The 22,716-nt window shown below is 36.3% G+C and carries 13 protein-coding genes; 11 read left to right on the plus strand and 2 right to left on the minus strand.

The window, feature by feature from the left end:
- The first annotated feature begins 11 nt into the window (after positions 1-11).
- Together ABZP37_RS09620 and ABZP37_RS09625 are read left to right on the plus strand one after the other, a co-directional pair.
- Positions 12-1,826, plus strand: a complete 1,815-nt coding sequence (locus ABZP37_RS09620; protein WP_366182530.1) for a RagB/SusD family nutrient uptake outer membrane protein — start codon at positions 12-14, stop codon at positions 1,824-1,826.
- A gap of 49 nt (positions 1,827-1,875) precedes the next feature.
- Entirely contained in the window at positions 1,876-3,489 is a 1,614-nt protein-coding gene (locus ABZP37_RS09625; protein ID WP_366182532.1) for a hypothetical protein, read from the plus strand.
- Between the two features lie 66 nt (positions 3,490-3,555).
- Here the strand turns inward: ABZP37_RS09625 and ABZP37_RS09630 are convergent, their stop codons facing one another.
- Positions 3,556-4,572 carry a LacI family DNA-binding transcriptional regulator gene (locus ABZP37_RS09630; protein ID WP_366182534.1) on the minus strand — a complete coding sequence of 339 codons (1,017 nt, stop codon included), beginning with the start codon at positions 4,570-4,572 and terminating at the stop codon, positions 3,556-3,558.
- Between the two features lie 268 nt (positions 4,573-4,840).
- Between ABZP37_RS09630 and ABZP37_RS09635 the strand changes: the two genes are divergently transcribed.
- From ABZP37_RS09635 to ABZP37_RS09675, 9 genes are all read left to right on the plus strand, one after another.
- A complete protein-coding gene (locus ABZP37_RS09635) occupies positions 4,841-6,400 on the plus strand; it encodes a sodium:solute symporter family protein (protein ID WP_366182536.1) in 1,560 nt (519 codons plus the stop codon).
- Between the two features lie 41 nt (positions 6,401-6,441).
- Positions 6,442-8,721 carry an FAD-dependent oxidoreductase gene (locus ABZP37_RS09640; protein WP_366182537.1) on the plus strand — a complete coding sequence of 760 codons (2,280 nt, stop codon included), beginning with the start codon at positions 6,442-6,444 and terminating at the stop codon, positions 8,719-8,721.
- A gap of 18 nt (positions 8,722-8,739) precedes the next feature.
- A complete protein-coding gene (locus ABZP37_RS09645; protein WP_366182539.1) occupies positions 8,740-11,754 on the plus strand; it encodes a glycoside hydrolase family 2 TIM barrel-domain containing protein in 3,015 nt (1,004 codons plus the stop codon).
- A gap of 5 nt (positions 11,755-11,759) precedes the next feature.
- A complete protein-coding gene (locus tag ABZP37_RS09650) occupies positions 11,760-12,872 on the plus strand; it encodes a glycoside hydrolase family protein (RefSeq protein ID WP_366182541.1) in 1,113 nt (370 codons plus the stop codon).
- Positions 12,869-14,302 (plus strand): sulfatase, encoded by a 1,434-nt coding sequence (locus tag ABZP37_RS09655; protein ID WP_366182543.1) that lies wholly within the window; start codon positions 12,869-12,871, stop codon positions 14,300-14,302. Before ABZP37_RS09650 ends, ABZP37_RS09655 begins: the two co-directional genes overlap by 4 nt.
- Before the next feature lie 38 nt (positions 14,303-14,340).
- Positions 14,341-15,624: a family 43 glycosylhydrolase gene (locus ABZP37_RS09660; protein WP_366182545.1), complete on the plus strand. Its 1,284-nt coding sequence runs from the start codon at positions 14,341-14,343 to the stop codon at positions 15,622-15,624.
- Between the two features lie 134 nt (positions 15,625-15,758).
- Complete coding sequence (locus ABZP37_RS09665; RefSeq protein ID WP_366182547.1) at positions 15,759-16,694, plus strand: hypothetical protein; 936 nt, start codon at positions 15,759-15,761, stop codon at positions 16,692-16,694.
- A 101-nt stretch (positions 16,695-16,795) separates the two neighbouring features.
- Positions 16,796-18,523 carry a glycoside hydrolase family 2 TIM barrel-domain containing protein gene (locus ABZP37_RS09670; RefSeq protein WP_366182548.1) on the plus strand — a complete coding sequence of 576 codons (1,728 nt, stop codon included), beginning with the start codon at positions 16,796-16,798 and terminating at the stop codon, positions 18,521-18,523.
- A 55-nt stretch (positions 18,524-18,578) separates the two neighbouring features.
- Complete coding sequence (locus ABZP37_RS09675) at positions 18,579-19,643, plus strand: sucrase (RefSeq protein ID WP_366182550.1); 1,065 nt, start codon at positions 18,579-18,581, stop codon at positions 19,641-19,643.
- Between the two features lie 178 nt (positions 19,644-19,821).
- Here the strand turns inward: ABZP37_RS09675 and ABZP37_RS09680 are convergent, their stop codons facing one another.
- The gene (locus ABZP37_RS09680; RefSeq protein ID WP_366182552.1) at positions 19,822-22,404 is read right to left on the minus strand and encodes a hypothetical protein; all 2,583 of its coding nucleotides are present in this window, start codon (positions 22,402-22,404) and stop codon (positions 19,822-19,824) included.
- Between the last annotated feature and the right edge of the window lie 312 nt (positions 22,405-22,716).

Genomic DNA, 22,716 nt, shown 5'->3' on the forward strand with positions numbered 1-22,716 from the left:
AAATGAAAAAAATGAAAAAACACTTATACATAAAACTATTGATAGCAGTAGGGCTTACCCTTAGTGTTAGTAGTTGTCAAAAAGACTGGTTGGATGAATCTAATCCAAACAATATTTCAACAAATTTGTTTTGGAAAGATACCAAAGATTTGCAATCTGGATTAACAGCCACTTATTGGTCTTTTGCAAATCCAAGATGCTACGCTGTTATACAGGAATTGGCACGTACAGATTTGGCTTATGCAAACGGATATACAAGACCTAGTAATACCAATCCGTATTATCAGCAAATTTTTACCAATGCGGAAAATCCGATTAATGATAAATGGACTCAGAATTACACCTCTATTTTTAGAGCTAATCAGGTAATTACTGCTGCCGCAAGAATTATCCCTATACTTACCTCTTCAGCAGACATTGATTTAGCCAATAAAATCGTAGCACAAGCTCGTTTTTTAAGAGGTTTTCATTATTTTATTCTTTATCACTCTTTTAATGGTGGTAAATTACCAATTTTTGAAAATATACCAGAAAATGAAGCTGATTTTTCTAAACCATTACAGAGCGCAGAAACGGTGAAAAAATTCTTTTTAGATGACCTACTTTATGCAGCGGCTAATTTACCCGCTAATTGGACAGGAAAAGACAAAGGAAGAGCATCTGCAGGTGCAGCGGAAGCTTTAATTGGTCAAACGTATTTATATGAAAATAATTATAAAGACGCAGCTCCTTATTTTAAAAGAGTTATTGAGAATTATGGTTATAAATTAATGCCAAATATTGGTAGTAACTTTACAACTATGGATGAGTTGAATGATGAATCTATTCTTGAAATATCCTATGCAACAGGTTATACAGATAATTACAATAATTATGATAGTAGAGACGTAGCGAGTTCTGGAGCATTACAATTACAATTTACTGGAGCTTCTGGAACTTATTTTGGAGCAGTTGTAGCTAACTGGTTGATCCAAGAATATAGAAATGAGGTAATGGACACGCAAGACGATAGAAATTATGTTACAGATAAAACAACTGGAAATAAACGTTTAAGAAAATTTAGTTTACGTACTTCTTGGTCAGTAGCAGTTGTTGATGATATTGATATGCCCTATTATCTAAGTGAAGAAACAGGTCAAGGAGCAACTTTTAATGTTTTTATGACTACTTTTTGGAGAAAACACACCAATTGGGACATTACCAAAGGTGAAAATATTTTGTCACCAGGTAAAGTTCGCTCTGCAGTAAATGAAAGACTAATAAGATTAGGTGGTATTCATTTGCAATATGCAGAATGTTTATTAGAATTAGGAGATACAGATGGTGCTTTGGCTCAAATTAACAAGGTTAGAAAACGATCAGGAGTACAATTATTGGGAGCAATAGGTTCTGGAGAATATCCAACTAACGATCATGACAATATTGTTTATACCAAAGAAACGTTGAAAAAGCATTTAAGATACAAAGAATATCCACTTGAATTATCTGCTGAAGGTTATGGTTGTGAAAGAAATATAGATTTAAGAAGATGGGATGGACCTACAGGAAAAGCGGATCGTTTTAAAGCACTAGCTGCTAAAAGATACAAAGCGTTAAACTTTGATGTTTACACCGTTGTAAAATTAGTTCCTTTAACGTTACAGAAAACGACAAGATGGTCGTCAATATTTGTTGAAGTTGCACCAACAGATCCATTAGTAAATACAGTCTTGAATGAGTTTGAACAAGCGGCTAAAAATTATAACGCAGCTGCTCATGCTTATTTCCCATTACCAAATGGTGAAATTATAACTAATCCAACATTGTATGATATTACGGGTAAATAATCTCAAAAAATGGAATTACAAAATAAACGAGACTTAAAAAATAAATAAGATGAAAAATAAATTAATAATAATCGGACTGGTATTATCTGGTATCTTTTACGGATGTCAGACAGAATACGAAGCACCAAATTCACTAAGTGATATTGCTTTTTATAATAGTGCGGGGACTATAAAAACCCTAAATGTAGCTTTAAATAAATACATGACGTTTACCGACCTGTCACAGGGGGCAAATGAACATAGTTGGTCTATTGACGAAGGAGTTAATTTTCTTCAAGGCCCTATTAAAGTAAAGGACAGCGTTTTTACAGTAATTAACAATGGGCAAACACTTACGGCAGAAAAAACTGTTATTTTGCAGTTTAATAAGGCAGGTATTAGTAAAGTTCGTCTTTATAATGTATTCAAAGACTCTGTTACTTTTAGAGGTAATACTAATGGGGTGAACTATTTTAAAGGTTCTGTAAAAATCGCAGAGAATAGATGGGCAATTGATACTACTTTTATGGTAAAAGTTTATGACAGTATTTCTCCTATAATTCAAGTAAAACAAAACGATATAGCATTAAATCTAACTGGAAAAGATACCATTTATGTTGAAGCAGGAGATAAATTGCATTTCTCAGACTTAACGATACAAGGCGAGCCAACTGGTCGCAATTGGTATATCAAAAAAGTTCTAGCACCTGGAGTTGCTGCTTCCGCTTCGGATGTAATCGCTTCAAGTTTACTTGCAGAAGTCGATATTGTTTTTAAAAAATTAGGAGTTTATAGAGCATTTGTCAATGTTACACGTTCTGCTCAATATGTCCCTGGTGCTGCGAAAACGGTTACCATAAGCCGTCCTATTAAAGTTACAAAATCTAATAAACCTTTTATTATAAGTGGAGCTGTAAAAGAGCAAGCAAATGAAACAATTCAGATTCCTTTTGCTGGTGAGTTTGCGCCATTTCTTGATCCCAAAGCCAACTTTACGGTAAAAGTAAATGGAAGCACATTTGCAATTGCATCGATTACATTAAATGCTGTAGATCAAACAATTTTAGATCTTAAATTAACCCAAAAAATATATCGTCCCGATGTAATTACTATTTCTTATAATGGAACATCACTTAAATCAGCAGATGAACGAGTATTAGCACCTTTTACAGACGTACCTGTTGAGATGCATAATGTAAATTTACTAAGTCCATTTTTAAGTGGTTTTGAAGATGGTGGTGGTTTTTGGAAGAAATATTATTCAAGTGATGCACCTGCAGCTATCACATCAGAAAAAGCATTTTCGGGTATTTACAGTGCTAAACTTTCCTTGACACCTGGATTTAAAGAAGCTTCTATTGCTACACTTCCTCCAGGAGGAGCCAATTTTCCTAGTATTGTTAATCAAACTGGTAAAAATTATGTTGTAACCTGGAAAATGTTCATTACTCCCGAATCAATCACAGTAGGAAAAAGTATGGGGTTGTTTTATATTCCTGCTTGGGCAAACCTTTGGGTAGATTTGTCAGTATATCCAAAAGGAGAATGGGTAACCGTAACAGGCGAAATTCCGCCATCCACAATAACAGGATTGTATTTACGTTTGCTTGATGCAGCTAAAACTAGTAACCTAATAATTTATTTTGATGACTTTAAAATGGTTGAAAAAGAAGTTAGACCATAATTGTTTTTAGTTTGAGTTAGTTTGAAAAGGCGGTTACATTGCAAAATGTGCCGCCTTTTTTATGTCTTATTTTTTTCGAATAGAAGAAGCTCGAATATTCAGCTCCCCATTCAAAGTAATTGTTCGCGGTTTAAAACTGGTTTTACTTTCTATTTGTTCTAATAAAATTTGGGCAGCAGCTTTCCCAATTTCGTTTGCAGGTTGTGCAACAGAGGTCAATGGCGGTTCTATAATTGTCGCCATTTGTGATTCGGTAAAACCTACAAAAGCAATATCATCCGGAATTCTAAAACCATTTTCTTTGAATGCTTGCATCGCACCAATAGCAACAGGATCATTGGCCGCAAAAATGGCATCGGGAATAGTACCCTTTTTAATAATTTCTAAGGCCACTCTTCGGCCGTCTGCAATGGTAAATCCTGTGGAGATAATTTGAGTTGGGTCAACACTCCTTTTGTGTTTGTGATGCGCATCCATAAAACCTCTCATTCTTTCATTCGATAATGAGATACCTTCATTTCCTTTTAAATGGACAATGTTTTGGTAGCCTTCTGTGATTAAATGTTCCGTAGCAAATAACGCCCACTTATAATCGTTAAATAGTATTTTCGAACAGTTTAATTGATTGTTCACCCGATTAAAAAACACAATAGGAAATCCCGACCGAATAAGGTCTTGGTAATATTCGGTATTTTTACTTTCGCTCGAAAGGGAAATAATCAGTCCGTCAACCATGCTGTCTTCCAGCGTTTTTATGTTTTTTAATTCGGTTTCATAGCATTCACTAGATTGGGCAATCAACACTTGGTAGCCTTTCTCCAAAGCAATTTCTTGCACACCAATAATCACTTTTGGAAAAAATGCATTCACAAATTCGGGAACAATAATTCCGATGGTGTACGAACGTTGTTGCATTAACTTTTTGGCAATAGGGTTGGGGCGGTATCCAAGTTCTTTGGCTGTTTTCAAGACCAAATCTTTGGTTGCAGCATTAATATCGGCTTTGTCATTGAAGGCTCGGGAGACGGTAGAAACCGAAATCTTTAATTTTTTGGCAATATCTTTAATAGTAATGTATTTCATAACGGCTTAATTTGACATTTCAAATAGAATGATAAATAAATTAAGGGCAAGTTACAAATTTTTCGGTAACGTTCTCGGAACTTAATTTATATTTCGGTAACGTTCTCGGTACTCCTTTTTGAAAAAAGTATTTGTAGTTCTAAAATCTATGGTACTTTTAATAAAAATTAATTTTTAAAGTATGAAAAACATTGATATTTGGGTAATAATACTATTCTCCCTCTTAATACTTATGTGTGGGTTAGCCTTCTCTAAGACAGGTAAAAACATGAAATCTTACTTTGCTGCTGGTGGTGCTTTGCCATGGTGGATGAGTGGATTGTCATTATTTATGAGTTTTTTCTCTGCTGGAACTTTTGTCGTTTGGGGTTCTATCGCTTACAAAAGTGGTTGGGTGGCCGTTAGTATTCAATGGACAATGGCCATTGCGGGTTTTATCATCGGTATGTATATTGCACCGCAATGGCGCAAAACCAATTCATTGACCGTAGCCGAATACATTACCAATCGTTTTGGGTATAAAATCCAAAAAGTATATACTTACTTATTTCTGCTAATATCGTTATTTACAACCGGTGCTTTTTTATATCCCGTTGCCAAAATACTAGAAGTCTCCACCGGAATCCCAATTACGACCAGTATTATTAGTTTGGGAATTTTAATATTAATCTACACCGCAGTCGGTGGATTATGGGCCGTAATTGTGACAGATGTGTTACAATTTGTGGTTTTGACAGCAGTAGTAGTAATTATTGTACCGCTAGCTTTTGATAAAATTGGAGGAGTAAGTACTTTTATCGAAAAATCTCCAGAACACTTTTTTGACCTATTAAACCAGGAATATTCGCTTTCTTTTATCATTGCTTTTGGATTTTACAATTTATTCTTTCTTGCAGGGAATTGGGCTTATGTACAGCGTTATACTTCGGTGGCTACTCCAAAAGATGCACAAAAAGTAGGTTGGTTGTTCGGAGCATTATATACTGTGAGTCCATTATTATGGATGTTGCCACCAATGATTTATCATGTTGTAAACCCTAATTTAGTGGGAATAGAATCAGAAGGTGCTTATTTATTGATGTGCAAAGAAGTTTTGCCAGCCGGAATGTTAGGTTTAATGCTCGTTGGGATGATTTTTGCAACCTCTAGTTCTGTAAACACAACTTTAAATATTGCCGCAGGTGTCTTTACCAACGACTTATACAAACACTTTAAACCCGAAGCAAATGATGTTGAACTCATGCGTGTGGGGAAATTATCGACCGTGGTTTTAGGATTGATTACCATCGGTGTGGCTTTAGTCGTTCCGTTATTGGGCGGTGTGGTCAACTTTGTTTTGAGCTTGGCTGCCGTTACTGGTGGCGCGATGTTTTTACCACCTTTGTGGACCATTTTCTCAAAAAAACAAACAGGTACAAGTATGCTATCAGTGACTGTTTTGTCTTTGTCTATCACTGGTTTTTTCAAATTTATAGCACCTCAATTAATCGATTTGGCCTTGAGTCGTAGTATGGAAATGATAGTTGGCGTGAGCGTACCCATGACTTTGATGTTGTTGTCTGAATGTTATTTTTACTTCAGTAAGCAATCCAATTCTTCTTATGATTTGTATATCGAAAAAATGAATGTTGGCGAAAATGTCTACGACGATGCTTCGGATGGGAGTAATAAAAAAGGAGGACGCGTGATTGGAATAGGTGTTGGACTAACAGGGGTTATGATACTAGTTTTGGGTATCATCGCTGCGCATGGTGCTTTGATAGTCACTGCTATGGGCGTTGTTGTCTCGCTTTTAGGTGCTTTTGTAGTATTTAAAAATAAAGAATAAACAAAAAAATAAGACTTAAAAAAACTTTTAATACGAGTACAATGTTACAAGAAAATTTTAGCCAGATTGCCAGAAAAAACAAAACAGTAATCACACAATCCGATTTGGTGGTGGTAGGAGGCGGACTTGCGGGTGTGTGTGCTGCTATTGCTGCCGCTCGTGACGGGATAAAAGTAACCTTAGTACAAGATCGTCCTGTTTTAGGCGGTAACGCTTCTAGTGAAGTGCGTTTGTGGACTTTGGGAGCAACTTCGCACATGGGAAACAACAACCGTTGGGCAAGAGAAGGTGGAATTATTGACGAAATTTTAGTCGAAAATTTATATCGAAATAAAGAAGGAAACGCACTTATTTTTGACACCGTTTTACTTGAGAAAGTAACGAATGAAAAAAACATTAAACTGTTGCTAAACACTTCTGTTTATGAAGTTGAAAAATCAGCTCCTACTACTATTAGTAAAGTGCATGCCTTCTGCAGCCAAAACTCGACAACTTATATTTTGGAAGCGAAACTGTTTTGTGATGCTTCTGGTGACGGAATCGTTGGGTTTCAAGCTGGAGCCGCTTTTAGAATGGGTGCAGAAACCAAAGAAGAATTTGGAGAGCTTTTTGCTCCTGATCAATCGTATGGAGAATTGTTAGGACATACAATCTACTTTTATAGTAAAGATTCGGGAGCGCCAGTTAAATATGTAGCGCCAGAATTTGCCTTAAAAGACATCACCGAAATTCCACGTTACAAATCACTGAGCGATAAAGATTTTGGTTGTCGTTTGTGGTGGTTGGAGTACGGCGGACGAAAAGATACCATTCACGAATCGGAAGATATTAAATGGGAATTATGGAAAGTTGTGTACGGAGTTTGGGATTATATCAAAAACTCAGGTGAATTTCCGGATGCCGAAAACTTAACTTTAGAATGGGTAGGAACGATACCAGGAAAGAGAGAAAGCCGCCGTTTTGAAGGACAGTATATGATTAAACAACAAGATATAATTGAACAAAATGAGTTTGAGGATGCCGTTTCCTTTGGTGGCTGGGCAGTCGATTTACACCCTTCAGATGGGGTGTATGATAGTCGTCCGGGTTGTACGCAATACCATTCCAAGGGGGTTTATCATATTCCACTGAGCACGATGGTTAGTAAAAATATTGATAATTTGTTCTTGGCAGGCCGCATCATCAGTGCCACTCACGTAGCTTTTGGTTCTACTCGAGTGATGGCAACTTGCGCACATATGGGACAAGCAGTTGGGTTTGCAGCCGCACAAGCCATCAAACAAAATAGTGCGCCATTACAATTGTTAGAAAAAGAAAATTTAAAACAATTGCAACAAACTTTAAGCATCAATGGGCAAAGTATTCCAGGAATTGCTATTGATGAAAATTTGAATTTAATTGCTGAGGCAAACGTAACCGCTTCTTCGACTTTGGCATTAAATACCATTGATTTTGATGGAGAATGGACCTCTCTAGAAGTTGCCGTTGCTCAACTATTACCTTTGAAAGCCAATATAAAATATAGCTTTAAATTTTTTGCGAAAGCGAAACAAGCGACACAAATTACGGTACAATTGCGTACGGCTTCTAAGTCGAAAAATTATACGCCTGATACTATTTTAGAAACTAAAGAAATTGAACTTCATGAAGGAGAACAATTTATTGTAATTGATTTTGAAGCGAGCACTAGCGAAAATCAATATGCTTTTGTTACTTTTTTATCGAATGAAAACGTAAGTCTTCAATCGAGTAATAGTCGTTATACCGGAATTTTATCAGTCTTTAATGGTCAAAATAAAGCCGTAAACAATACCGGAAAACAAACGCCACCAGAGGATGTTGGAATAGATGCATTCGAATTTTGGATTCCGTTTAGAAGACCAAAAGGACAAAATATTGCGATGGAAATCAGTCCAGCCTTGACCGATTTTGCTACGGACAATTTGACCAACGGTTTTGTACGTCCCTATGGTGCGGCAAATGCGTGGATGGCTGCACTAAACGACAAGAATCCAAGTTTAAAGATAGCCTGGGAGGTTGAAAAAGAAGTAAGCGAACTAAAACTTTTCCTAGACCCAGATTATGACCATCCGATGGAGTCAACTTTGATGGGGCATCCGGAAGATGTGGTTCCGTTTTGTGTTCGTAATTACACCATAAAAAATTTGGATGGTACTATTTTATTCGAAAAGAAAAATAATTACCAAGCCATCAACAGTTTTACATTCGATGCCAATTTTAAAACCAAAGGATTTTTAATTGAATTGGAACAAGCGCATGCAACCGTTCCTGTTTCGGTTTTTGAATTGTTTTGCCAATAAGATTTAGATAAAAAAATTATGAATAAGATACTATTATCAATTGCTGTTTTTTGTTTTTTGGGTGTGAATGCGCAAAAAGTAACCGAAAACAAGTTTTCGTTAAACGGCGATTGGAAATTTTATGCCATTGAAGGTCAAGGTTCCAATTCACTCCAAGTGAAGGAAGAACCAACGGATATAATTGTGGATAATGCCGATGCTGATTTTGTAGCAATAAAAGGCAAATGGAATCTAAAAAAAGTAGGTACAAAAGGAGCTACTTTTTATAAAACAGATTTTTTACAGCGAACCTACAAATCAGGAGAAGAAGCGGACAATTACGTTCGTTTTCGACCTAAAATTTCGAAAAAAGGCAATTTTGAGGCATTTGTTCGTTTTCCATTCGAAACCAATTTGACAACGCAATTTACCGTGCAACATGCCGATGGAAAAGTAGCTACTTATGCCAATCAGCGTAGTCGTGGTGACCAATGGATAAGCTTGGGAATTTATACTTTTAACGCATCCAAAGATAATTTTGTCGAAATTTCGGCTAAAGATGAAGGAGGTGTTTCTGCAGATGCGGTGCTATTCAGACCCATTTCTGACGCTGTTTTTTCGAATGCTAAAAATCTTCCCAATCAAGTGTATTTGCCACAATTTAATGATTCCAAATGGAATCGTTTGAAAGTGCCAGGACATTGGGGAATGCTAAATAATTTTTCTAATTATGTGGGTAAAGGTTGGTATCGCAAGACGTTTAACTTGCCTGTGAACTGGAAAATAAATGCGAACGAAAAAGTACGTTTGCAGTTTGAAGCCGTGTATCATGTTGCCAAAGTATATCTCAACGGAAAATTTGTGGGAGAACATCAAGGCGGCTTTTCGCCATTTGAGTTGGATATAACCGATAAGGTTTTAGCAGGAAAAACAAACGTTCTGGCGGTCGAAGTGGATAATAATTTTCTCGTTGGCGCTACTTGGAACTGGGGCGGAATTATCAGAGAAGTGGCGGTAGTTAAAAATAATGCTGTTCGAATCACGCAGCAATACATACATGCAGAACCGAATTTAAAAACCGGAACAGCACTTTTGAAATTGAGATTGAGAGTCGAAAATAATTCAGGGGTAACAGAAAACATTCAAATCAATTCTGCTATTTTGGATATCAAAAAAGTGGCAGAAATGAATGGGAATCTTGCTGTTTTGGCCCATTCGATACAAGAAATAAATCTAGAAACAACACTTAAACCTGAAGATGTAAAACTGTGGCATTTTGATTCGCCAAATTTGTATCAGATTCAAACGACTATCAGCGAAAACAAACAGCAATTGGACAATCAAACCAATACGTTTGGGATTAGAAAAATCGAAATCAATGATTCCCAATTGCTTTTGAATGGCGAACCCATTCGATTAGGCGGTTTTAATAGAGTGAGTGAGCACCGTTTTTGGGGAAGTTCAGAACCGCAAGAATTGTTAGAGCAGGACATGAAATTAATGAAAGAAGCGGGTGGCAATTTTATGCGCATCATGCACGGTACACAAAACGAGCGCTTGATAGATTTGTGCGATAAAATGGGGATTTTACTTTTTGAAGAAGTGAATGTGAGGGAATTATCAAATCCAGAATTTAATGCGCCAATTTTCGACCCTTATCCCAAAGAATGGATAAAAGCGATGGTGAATCGAGACATTAATCATCCGAGTATTATTGGTTGGAGCGTGGGTAACGAACTCAAAAATCATTATGATTACGGTCGAAAAATGATGGAATATGTTAAAACCGAATTGGACCCGTACCGTTTGGTGACTTGTGTGAGCAATACAGGACAGAAAGATTCGGCTACGCCAGAAACAGACCCCAATACTTTTGCCGATATTATTATGCACAATATGTACCAATGGCAGGGGAAACCACAAGATATTTTGGATATAATTAGAAAAAAATGGCCCAACAAACCCATTTTTATTTCAGAGTATGGGTTTGACCCTTTTCAAACGCCTTCTTTAGATGAGGATAAAGAAATACTTTCGGACTGGCATGATAATTTTCGAAATAAAAATCCTTTTGTAATTGGCACTTCGTTATGGACATTCAACGATTATCGTTCGGGTTATGCCGGAACATCCGATGAGGAAAATAGGGTGTGGGGAGTCATCAATTCTTGGAGACAAAAACGCCGACTTTTTGATAGAGTAAAAAAAGAATTGAGTCCCATAAAAGACATTCAGGTTGAGGGAATCGATTTTGATAAAAAAGAAGCACAAGTGATTGTTCCGATTCGTGGACTGGCAGATTATCCTAGTTTTAGTTTGAAAAATTATAAATTGGTGTGGATTTTTAAAGACGCGAATGGTTTAATTATTTCGAAAAATGAGATGAATTTACCAACAATCCATCCACAAGACGGACTTTGGAAAGGCAGAATTCAATGGACAAAATTGGCAGCCAAACCAATGAGTTTAACCCTAAATTTAGAAAACAGCATAGGCATCAATCGTTTCGAAAAAACACTTTCGTTTCAAGTTCCAAATCCACCAGCGATTAAGGAGGTAATTGCCGGAAACCAATCGGTTCGTGTGTTATTTGATAAAGTTGCAGGAGCTACAGAATACCAAATTAGTTATCTAAATAGTGTCAATCAATTGGTAAAAACACCAAAAACGATTGCCGATTATATTGATGTTCCTCAATTGGTAAACAACCAATCTGTTTCATTGATTTTGACTGCTTTTAATGACAAAGGAGAAAGCAAACCTTCGATAAAAGTAATAGCAACTCCAAACGGAATTGCATTGCCACCGCTGGTGTACGATGCTTTTATTGCGGATCAAAAGTTGGTGATTGGATACGCAACAACTAAAGACGAGTTACAATACAAAGTGCGTTACGGCGCAACAGAAAAATTGTTGAACAAAAATTTTGTTACCAATGTAAAAGGAATGCTTTCGATTGATTTGAAAGACGAAAAGGTCATTTATTTTCAAATAAAAAGTGTTTTAAAAACAGGAGAAAGTAATTGGTCGAATATAATAAAAGCAAAAAAATAGTAGTTATGAAATATATAAAAATTCTTGTAATAGCACTTTTAATATTACAGTCTTGCGCTCAAAAATCTAAAAAATCGGCCGCCAATGTTGGAGGAAATGATTTTAAAATTGAGTTTGGAAAAGTAGCAAAAAAATCAGTTTTTTCAGAAGAAGGAATGAGTATCTGGGGAGGTTCACTAGTCAAAGGGGAAGATAATTTGTATCATATGTTTTATTCTCGTTGGCCAAAAGCACCAGGATGGATTTGGGTTTCGCATTCCGAGATTGCTCATGCTGTTTCTGATTCTCCTTTTGGACCATTCAAATTCAAAGATGTTGCTTTGAAGGTGCGAGGAGCCGAATATTGGGACGGATTGTGTACTCATAATCCAACGGTTCATAAATTCAACGGAAAGTACTATCTCTATTATATGGGAAATACGGGTGATTTGAAAATTGATGGAACACCAGAGAAAGAACAGTTGAATTGGGTACATCGTAATAATCAAAGAATAGGAGTTGCGGTTGCAGACAGTCCGTCTGGGCCATGGAAACGTTTTGACAAACCCGTTGTTGATGTGTCGAAAGATGACAATGCCCACGATGCTTTAGTAACATCAAATCCGTCTGTTTGTCAAACGCCAGAAGGGAAATATTTGATTGTTTATAAAGGAGTTGGGAAAAAATATCCATTGCCAAATGGTGGTCCAGTCGTGCATTGTGTAGCCATTGCTGACTCACCTACGGGTCCATTTGTAAAGAGAGAAAAATTAGCGTTTGAAATTAAAGGGGAACGTTTCCCTGCCGAAGACCCTTATATTTGGTTTCAAGATGGCAAATACAGAGCAATCGTAAAACGTATTAAAGAAATTGATAAAAAAAGGGTATTCTCCTTGGTGCAATACGAATCTAAAGATGGTTTTGATTGGGTACCTTCAAAATACCATGAAATATCAGAACGCATAGTGCAGTGGGAAGATGGTCGCGTACAGCAATTTACTCATTTGGAAAGACCACAAGTGTTTTTTGAAAACGGAAAAGCAGTAGCGTTGCTTTGTGCTGCAGACACGATTGTCAACAAAGTAAGGCAATCCTTTAATATTCAAATTCCGCTAATTATTAAAAAAGAGCAATTATGAAAACTAAATTTGTAACATTTTTAATTTTCATTTCAGCCATTTCATTTGCTCAAAATAGACCTAATATTTTATGGATTAATTCAGATGATTTAGGGGTAGAACTTGGTTGTTACGGTAATAAAGATGTAAAAACGCCTCATATTGACCAATTAGCAAAACAAGGAGCTCTTTATAAAAATGCCTATGCTACGGCGCCCGTATGCTCAACGAGTCGTTCGTCAATGATAACAGGAATGTATCCACCAGCTATTAATTGTCAAGATCACAGAACGATAAACATGACGATGTTGCCAGATGGAATCGAACCAATCACGACCTATTTTAAAAATGCAGGCTATTTCTGTTCTAATGGAAGTTCAGCCGATTTGAATAAAAAAGGGAAGGAAGATTTTAATTTTTTGAATAAAAATTTATTTGATGGAACAGATTGGAGACAAAGAGCAAAAGGGCAAGCTTTTTTTGCACAAATTCAAATTAAGCAGCCCCATCGGCCATTTGTTAGAGATTTAAAAAATCCTATTGACCCCAAAAGTGTTACGCTACCCGCTTGCTACCCTGATTATCCATTATTAAAAGCAGATTGGGCTTTGTATCTAGAAAGTATTCAAGACGCCGATCGTCAAGTAGGTGAAATAATGGAAAGACTAGAGAAAGACGGATTGCTAGAAAATACCATCATTTTCTTTTTTGGAGATAATGGAAGACCTCATTTACGAGACAAACAATTTTTATATGAGGGCGGTTTAAAGGTTCCCTTGATTGTTCGTTATCCAAAATTATTGAAAGCAGGAAAAATAGACCAACAAGTGGTGAGCTTGATTGATGTTACTGCCACCTCTTTGGCATTATCGAATATTGAGGTTCCAAAACATATTCAAGGAAATATTTTTTTAGGTAAAAACTCAAGTAAACGTAAATATGTTTATGGTTTTAGAGATAGAACAGGAGATGCCATAGAAAATATGCGAAGTATTACAGACGGAAGATACAAGCTAATTTGGAACAGAACCCCAGACAGATCCTGGATGCAACTTACAAGTTATAAAAAATTGGAATATCCTGCTTTTGCTTTGTATCACTATTTATATGAAAAAGGAGAATTAAAAGCTCCCTTTAATCAATTTATGGCTGACACAAAACCAGAAGTCGAACTTTTTGATTTAAAAAAGGATCCAATGGAATTTAATAATTTAGAAAATTCCGCTAAGCATCAAAAGATTAAATCTGTCCTATTGTCAAAACTTCAAAAAGACATGGTGTTTTTTGAAAAAAATAGGATACAAGAAAATGCGGCTACAGAAAAAGAAGCAATGGAATCTTCTGTAAAGTATTATAAAAAAGGACTTATGGAGGAAAATTTAGGTTTAAAAGTAGATGCAACTTATGAACAAATAGTAAAAAAATGGGAGAAAGAACTATTAGTAAACTAGTAACTTTCATTATTTAAAAACGTAAAAATATGTTTATTATGAATTGCAGAATACGAATCACCAAGTCAAATATTCTACTAACTAGCCTTGGTTTTGGGTGTTTATTTCTATCTACAGTAGGATGTACTGCTCAAAAAGACCTTTCGAAAATTGCTGATAAGCAAGGTGGTTTCCCTTATACGGTAACCAAAGAAAGCGAAAAAAGAGAAATGAGCAGCGCTATGAAAAGAGCGTTTACAAATTATATGGGACCGAGACCTGCTGCCAATGAATTGTTCTCCGCATTCAAACACACTCCTCTAAAAGGTTTTGATTATCACAATGGCGATGGAACCATTTCGCGTAGAGATCCTTCAAAAGTTATTTTTGAAAACGGAAAATACTATGTATGGTACACGCATCGAGAGACACCAACACCGCCTATGGGAGCAGATGCAAGCACAGAAACCATTCCTTCAACCGACTGGGATTTGAGCGAAATTTGGTACGCTACCAGCGAGGACGGATTTACTTGGAAAGAACAAGGAGTAGCCATAAAAAGACCTGCAAAACCTCAAGTAGGTTGGCGTTCGGTAGCAACTGCTGATATTTTGAAATTTAAAGGAAAATACTATTTGTATTACCAAGGTTTTATGGAAGCCAGCGGAAAAAAAGGGGATTACTGCCCAGTTGCTGCCTCTTATGCTGATTCGCCTGATGGTCCGTGGACAGCTGCCGAAGGCGCTATTATCGAAAATGGAAAAGAAGGAGAATGGGATCAGTTTGCCATTCACGATCCTAATCCGTTTGTACACGACGGCAAAATATATGTGTATTACAAATCAGCTTTTAATAGACCCAATAATCTTTGGGTAGCAGGGGGTTTGGCAATAGCGGAAAATCCTCTTGGACCATTCAAAAAACATGCTTTGAATCCGGTTTTGAATTCCGGTCATGAGGTTTCTCTATTTCCGTTTGAGGAAGGAATTGCTGCCTTAACGACACAAGATGGAAATGAACACAACACAATTCAGTACGCTAAAGACTGGGTAAATTTTGAAATAGCCGCAATTTCTTCAATGATGCCAACCGCTGCAGGACCTTTTATTCCGGATGCTTTTACAGATACTAAAAATGGAAGAGGAATCACTTGGGGACTAGAACATTTTGTTAATGCAGGCGGTAAAGGTAAATCGCATACGATTCTAGGTCGTTTTGATTGTGATTTGAGTTTGGATGTTGATGATCCTGATATGAAAAAAACAGCTCCTTTATTAGCTCCAGAGGTTTATTTTAGTCAAGGTTTGAGTAAAAAACAGATGGAAAGAATTTTGAAAAAATAAAGTTAAGAGGTAATAGAGAAGAGAGAAGACAGAAAAGAAAATAGAACACAGAAAATAGAACATAGAAAATAGAACATAGAAAATAGAACATACTGAATAGATTAGGATGTTCTAATTTAAAACATACCACAAAAATGAAATTTCAACAAAAAATAGGATTAGTGTTTGCTTTTATATCAGTAACAGCAATAGCGCAAGATATTCCAAACGAGCTTAAGTCAATTTATAATGCCAAAGCCGATGCTAAGTATTCGGATGAATTTAATGGCAATAGAAAAGAAAATTCTTTTGATACTAATAAATGGCATTATAGAGAATCAACCAAAGAAGGTTTGGGACAAGGAGCAAATTTTGTTCAAGAAAAAGACGGTTCGCTTATTTGTTACGGTCATAAAGAGCTAAAAAAAGGGGGAGCAATTATTTCTAATAATTATTTTCAATATGGTTTTTATGCTTTTAAATGGAAAACTACAGGAATTTACGAAAACAAAAGAAATGCTTGGCATCCTTCTTTCTGGGGTTCATTGGATGATACCAGAGGCAATAAAGTACCGGGAACTAATGGTAATGGAGATAGTTGGATGGAAATTGACGTAATGGAATTTTCTACCGGCGGCGAAGAAGCTACCGATTGGAGCACTGACGCACCATGCTATATTTGGAACGACTCTCTAAAAAAGAGAATAAAAGTAAATGACCCTATCGGAAGGGATTTTGGTTGGAAAAAAGCGATAATGATTGATGGTCATAAAGATAGTTATAAAGGAGAAGTAATTGGAATAAAAGGGTTTGATCAATGGCAAACGTTGGGAATGGAATACCATCCAGACTATATGCAAATGTGGATGCTAGACGGAAATCAATGGGTTGAAATCGGAAATAAAGTGACGTTTACAACTGATGATACTCCACCAACATTACGCACTGTTCCAAAATACGCTGTTAAACCACTGTATTGGTATTTAGGAACTTTGTTTTTTACTTATGGGAAAACAGCTATTCGAGAAGACCAAATTACAAATTCTTCTTGTGAAGTGGACTGGTTTCATTTTCATCCTATGAAAAAATAAAGTAGTAAACTTTAATGCATTTTTGTAAAATCATAGACTGATAGAATTTAACTGTAAAGAGATACCATTGATCTTGTCTACTGTAACCAAATATAAATTAGATGAATAAAATTGTATTAACCTTTTTAGTTTTTGTGCTTTTGTCTTGTCAATCCCAAAATAAAACTACAGCAGCTTATACTAGTACTGACTTGTCCTTAAACGGCAAATGGGATTTTTTGGCATCCAATGAAGTGCCTGAAAAGGATGTTTTAGTTGCAGATTATTCAACCTGGGACAAACTGCTTGTTCCTGGGAATTGGGATGTACAAAAGCGTTATTCGGACTATGTTGGGAAAGGGTATTATCATCGCACTTTTAACATTATAGAAAATTGGAAAAACAAACAAATCCGCATAAAGTTTGATGCAGTTTACGAAACGTCAAAAGTTTGGATTAATGGTACATTAGTTGGAAAACACCAAGGCGGCTACACACCATTTGAATATAATATTTCTGATTTAATCAAAATTGGATTGTCAAACTCGGTGGTTGTAATGGCGGATAACACTTATAAACAGGGTGCTTGGTGGCCTTGGGGAGGCATTAGTCGTGATGTTGTGCTAGAGGCTAATGAAGATTTAAGGTTAGTTTACCAACACATTGCTGCAGTTCCTGATTTCGCAACCAATAAAGTTCATTTCACCATTAAATATAAGGTTGAAAATAATGGGAATACTAAAAAAGAGGCGCTCATTCAATCCCAAATAAAAGGAATTAGTAAACATTCGACTACGATTATTGTGGCTCCAAACACAACAGCCATCAAAACACTAGAGTTTGAAGACGAAATTACTAATTACAAATTATGGCATTTTAATGCTCCTGTGTTGTATGATTTAAGTAGTGAGATAGTTGTGAATGGAAAAGTTTTCGATACGGTTTTCGATAAATTTGGGATTAGAAAATTTGAAGTTCGTGGTGAACAATTTTTTTTAAACAATCAGGCAGTTCGAATGAATGGTGTCAATCGGGTGCATGACCATCCTGATTATGGAAATACCGAGCCTTATCATTTGATTAAAAAAGATTTGCTGGACATTAAATCTTTAGGTTGCAATTTTGCTCGATTGATGCATGCGCCACTTTCAAAAAATATTCTCAAATTCTGTGATAGTATCGGTTTTTTGGTAGTCGAAGAAATTCCAGTTTGGGGAGACAATGACCCTCAGTCTTTTGCAGACAATCCGGTGACCAAAAAGTGGCTGGAGGAAATGATCGATAGCGATTTTAATCATCCTAGTGTTGTGGCTTGGAGTGTAGGGAATGAACTTCGGGAACCTGATACAGATTGGAAAGACAAAGCTTTAACAAATCAACAGTACAACTATGTGAATTCCATGCTAGATTACGTAGGTATACTAGACCCCACTCGATTGAAGACTTATGTAACCATTACTTCTTATAGAAAGGGTGAAATAGGAACAGAACCTTATGAAAAAGTTGATTTTATTTCGATGAATAGTTACGGAAACGCTATTGAAGATGTTCAAGCCACACATCAAAAATTTCCAAACAAGCCTATTTTTGTTTCAGAAATTGGTTTAAAACAAATAGGCCCTGCGCCCGATGGTAAATTGAGTGACGTACTTGTGGGGTATTTGCGAGCGTTAAAAAAGTTCCCATATGTAACTGGAGTTTCTATTTGGAGTTATAACGATTATCGCAGTAATTACAAAGGTACTCCCGCATCTGGTTTTAGAGAATGGGGAATTGTAGATGAAAAACGCAACAGAAAAGAGGCTTATTATCAGTTAAAAGAAATCTACAAAGAATGGCTCGAATACTAGCTTACATTTTAAATAGAATATGGTTTTTTTCAAAAATAATAATAAATAGCATATAATGAAAAAGTATTTGATACTCCTAATGGTGATTGGAACATTACTTTCTTGTAAATCCCAAAAACAAGAAACCGATTTTAAATTAAATTTCAAACCCGTTCCGCTAACCGCAAAGTTTGAAAGCGAAATCAAAAGTATTTGGGGAGCTTCAATTGTTAAAGGCAAAGATGGTTTGTACCATATGTATTATTCTCGTTGGGATAAAAATTTGGGTTGGGCTTGGGTCACGCATTCCGAGATTGCGCATGCGGTTTCCAAAAGTCCATTTGGGCCATTCGAGCCTAAAGATGTGGCACTGCCTATTCGCGGAGCTCAATATTGGGATGGTTTATGCACGCACAATCCAACCGTACACGAGTATAATGGCAAGTATTATTTGTATTATATGGGTAACACGGGCGATGGTGTTGCAATGGGCAATAAATTAAATCCGACACACCGGAATAACCAACGCATTGGTGTGGCTGTAGCCGATAATCCCAATGGGCCATGGAAACGCTTTGACAAACCTATTATCGATGTCAGTCCAAATACTGATGCACTTGATGCCTTGATGGTTAGTAATCCGTCTATTACGCAAAGACCCGACGGAACCTATTTGATGGTATACAAAGCAGTTGGGAAAAAGAAACCCGGGATTATGGGAGGTCCCGTAGTGCATTGCATAGCTACATCCAAAACGCCAACAGGTCCTTTTGTAAAATATGACAAACCAGTTTTTGTTGCTGAAGGATATGATTTTCCTGCCGAAGACCCTTTTATCTGGTATCAAAATGGAAAATACAGAGCCATTCTCAAAGATATGCACGGCGCTTTTACTACAGCGGGTAGGGGATTGGTTTTATTCGAATCGAATGATGGTTTTGATTGGAAATTATCTAAGAACGCTTTGGTTTCTACGCTAGAAATTAAATGGGAAAACGGCACAGTTCAAAAATTAGAGCACCTAGAAAGACCACAATTGTATATCGAAAACGGAAAACCAGTCGCCTTGTTATGTGCTGCTGATATCGTTGATGATAAAGGCGTTTTGCAATCATTTAATGTTCAGATGCCGATAAAGTAATTTTACTTAAACGATAAAATCGTATCATTTTCGAAGTCTTAATTCAAAAATAGAGCACAAAATAGAGGTGGCAGATATAACAAAAAAAAACCAAGATGTGAGTCTTGGTTTTTTTGTTTAAATCTAAAGAAAGTACTTATGAGGATAAAGTAGTAAACCATACCCTCATTAAAGTTCCTTATTTGTTTAGCATTGCTTTGAACCAACCGCTTCCCCAAGCAGCGCTCCAAATAATATTTTCATTGGTTGGATCTGGTTTTACATCCACCATTTTGTCTGGTTGTCCGATGCCTTTATTGATTTTTGACCAGCTTTTTCCAGCGTCTTTGGTTAAATAAATTCCAGGATTTCTGAACTGGCTTTCGTTATTACCCGCTTGTGCAGGAACATTAACCAAAATAATATTGGAATTTGCAGGAGAAACTTCTGTTTGCCATACATAAGGTGCAATAAAGAATTTGGTCCATTTTTTACCATTATCGGTACTTTTCCAAACGCCACCAGTTTCAGCATCACCATTGCGATAGCCTGCAGACAAGAACATATCGTTTGTTTTTCTGTCAATAAACAAATTGTTTACCCCTTGAATTTCCGATGGGATATTCATTTTTTTCCAACTTTCGGCTTTATCTGTTGAAACGTATAAACCATCTGGCTCGTTTCCTGAAAACTTATTCAAACAAGCATAAAGAACATTTGAATTTTTAGGATCCATTATAATTCTTCTAACGCTTCCTTTTTCTGGTAGCCCATTATTATGAAGTTCCCATGTGTAACCTGCATCTGTAGACTTGTACACACCAAAACCACCTTTTGTCAAAACTTTTTCGTTTACCGAACTACCAACTTCAGAAATTGTTCTTCTAATCGAACAGAAATATATATTGTTAGGGTCTTTTGGGTCAATAGTCAACGAATATGTCATCGCAAGACCTTCGTACGAATTATTTTTTCCTTCGAAAATGGTTGAAATGTTTTCCCAAGTTTTCCCTCCATTCATTGTTCTTCTTAATTTTCCTCTATGCTCTTGTCTCCAAGACAATATGTAAATAATATCAGGATTATTTGGATGCACCGCAACGGTTGATATGGAATGCGCTCCATCATTTCCACTATGATCGTGTACTTGTCCTTCAATTTGTTTCACTGCCACAGCATCTTTGTCTGGATAATCGCCAAGATCTGCAGTCTCCCACAAACCATGTTCACCACTACATAATAAGTATCTGTCTTTTTTTCCAGTTTCTAGCAACATAAATCTCCCTGGTAAATCACTATCACCACGACCTACCCACGCATTGCTACCTGGTTTGGTTTCATAATCATCAATTTGTTGCCAGCTTTTTCCGTGGTCTGTAGAACGTTGTGTTTGTTGACCTATTCCGATAAATACATCACCAACAGAATTTATAGCCAATAATCTATTTCCGAATGCAGTTTCGCTTAGTTCTTCATACGAACGAGCAACATGAGAAAATTCTACATTGGCACCCGTTGGATTCCCTTTGTCTTCCCAGTATTTTTTGTCCTTATTCGTTAACCAATATTGTCCTGCACGAGCACAAATCACCCATGTTTTTCCACCATCAACTGTTTTCCAAGCATCACCAGGTCCAAAAGTTTTATCATGGCGTTGGTTTTCAACTAGATAAATTTCGTCTTTATTGATAGGATTTACCACGATTCTATTAAATGCAGAATAAGTGTTTTCTGGAAGTTCAGGATATACGTTTTTTGCATTTACACCCAAAAAGAATCCTATGTTTTTAAAATAGTTATTCAGGTGCGCACCGTAGGTTATTTTATTGAAGTTAACACCTAGATTTCCTGTAATGTTTCCCCAACTTTTACCGCTATCGGTACTTTTGTACACACCACCTTTGGTAGAAATACTTTTGCCATTTGGTTCGTAAACTGTTTGTTCGACCAAGTACAAAATAAATTCTTTTGTTTTTGGATTGTAGTACGAAGTTAAGTCTCTTGGCAAATTGTTAGGCAATCCTTTGCTGCCTGCTTGCCATGAATCACCGCCATTGTTACTGGTGTAAATACCAAAATTGGTAGCAATAACCATTTCGTCTGCTCTGCTTGGATTGATGATGATACGCGCAACATCTAATTTCTCATTTATGTTGTTTGCTATTTTATCCCAACTTTTACCACCATTTTTTGTTCTTAAAATATATCCATACTGGGCTCTATCTTGAAATTTACCATGAATGTCCTTTTTTGAACGATGATTATCTTTTACATTCCAAAAATCACCTGCTCCAATAAACCAAATAGCATCATTTGTAGGATTGATTGCCAATTTAGTATGCGCATTGACACCTGATTTATTTGCACCAGGAATGGTATATATTAATTTCCATGTTCTTCCTCTATCTTTAGTTTCAAAAAGTTTACCTCTACGTTCTAGTGCTAGACCAAAATCTGGATTTTTTGTAGAAAAAGCAATATCGTGTACACGTTCCAAATCGTCACCAGTACCGTCACTATCTTTGATTGTTTGCCATGATTTTCCGTTATCCCAACTTCCGTAGGTAACATGCATATCAGGACCCATAAACATCACATTTTTATCTGTTGGATGGCACCAGAATTCTTCATTATAACCCGACATTCCTGGTCCAAAATTCTTCCATTCGACAGAAGGATCGGATATAACTTTCTCCTCTTTTAATTTTTCAAAATATTTTTTATCAATTTGGGCCATCGATAAAAACGGAATTAAGAAAATAAAACAAACTATTTTTTTCATTATTTTACGAATTTATTTAGAGGTGCAAGGTAGGATATCATAAATCATACTACTGTTAGTTATGTGTTAATAGCTATAACAAAAGATTTTTATTCTTGTGAATGTACCTGTTTTTAAGCTTCGATTGTAAAAAAATAATCCAAAATTCAGCATCAGTTTTTCGAACCTTTAGAAATTGAAACTGACGAAATGGTTTCTGTTTTGTTAGTAAAACAGGATTGTTATTCACCATAATTGTATTTCCACTAGATATTAACTGAACAAAGAGACCAATTAGTATGTTTTGCCATTTTGTAAGTTGGTATTGATGGA

The organism is Flavobacterium ovatum (assembly GCF_040703125.1).
GTDB lineage: Bacteria > Bacteroidota > Bacteroidia > Flavobacteriales > Flavobacteriaceae > Flavobacterium > Flavobacterium ovatum.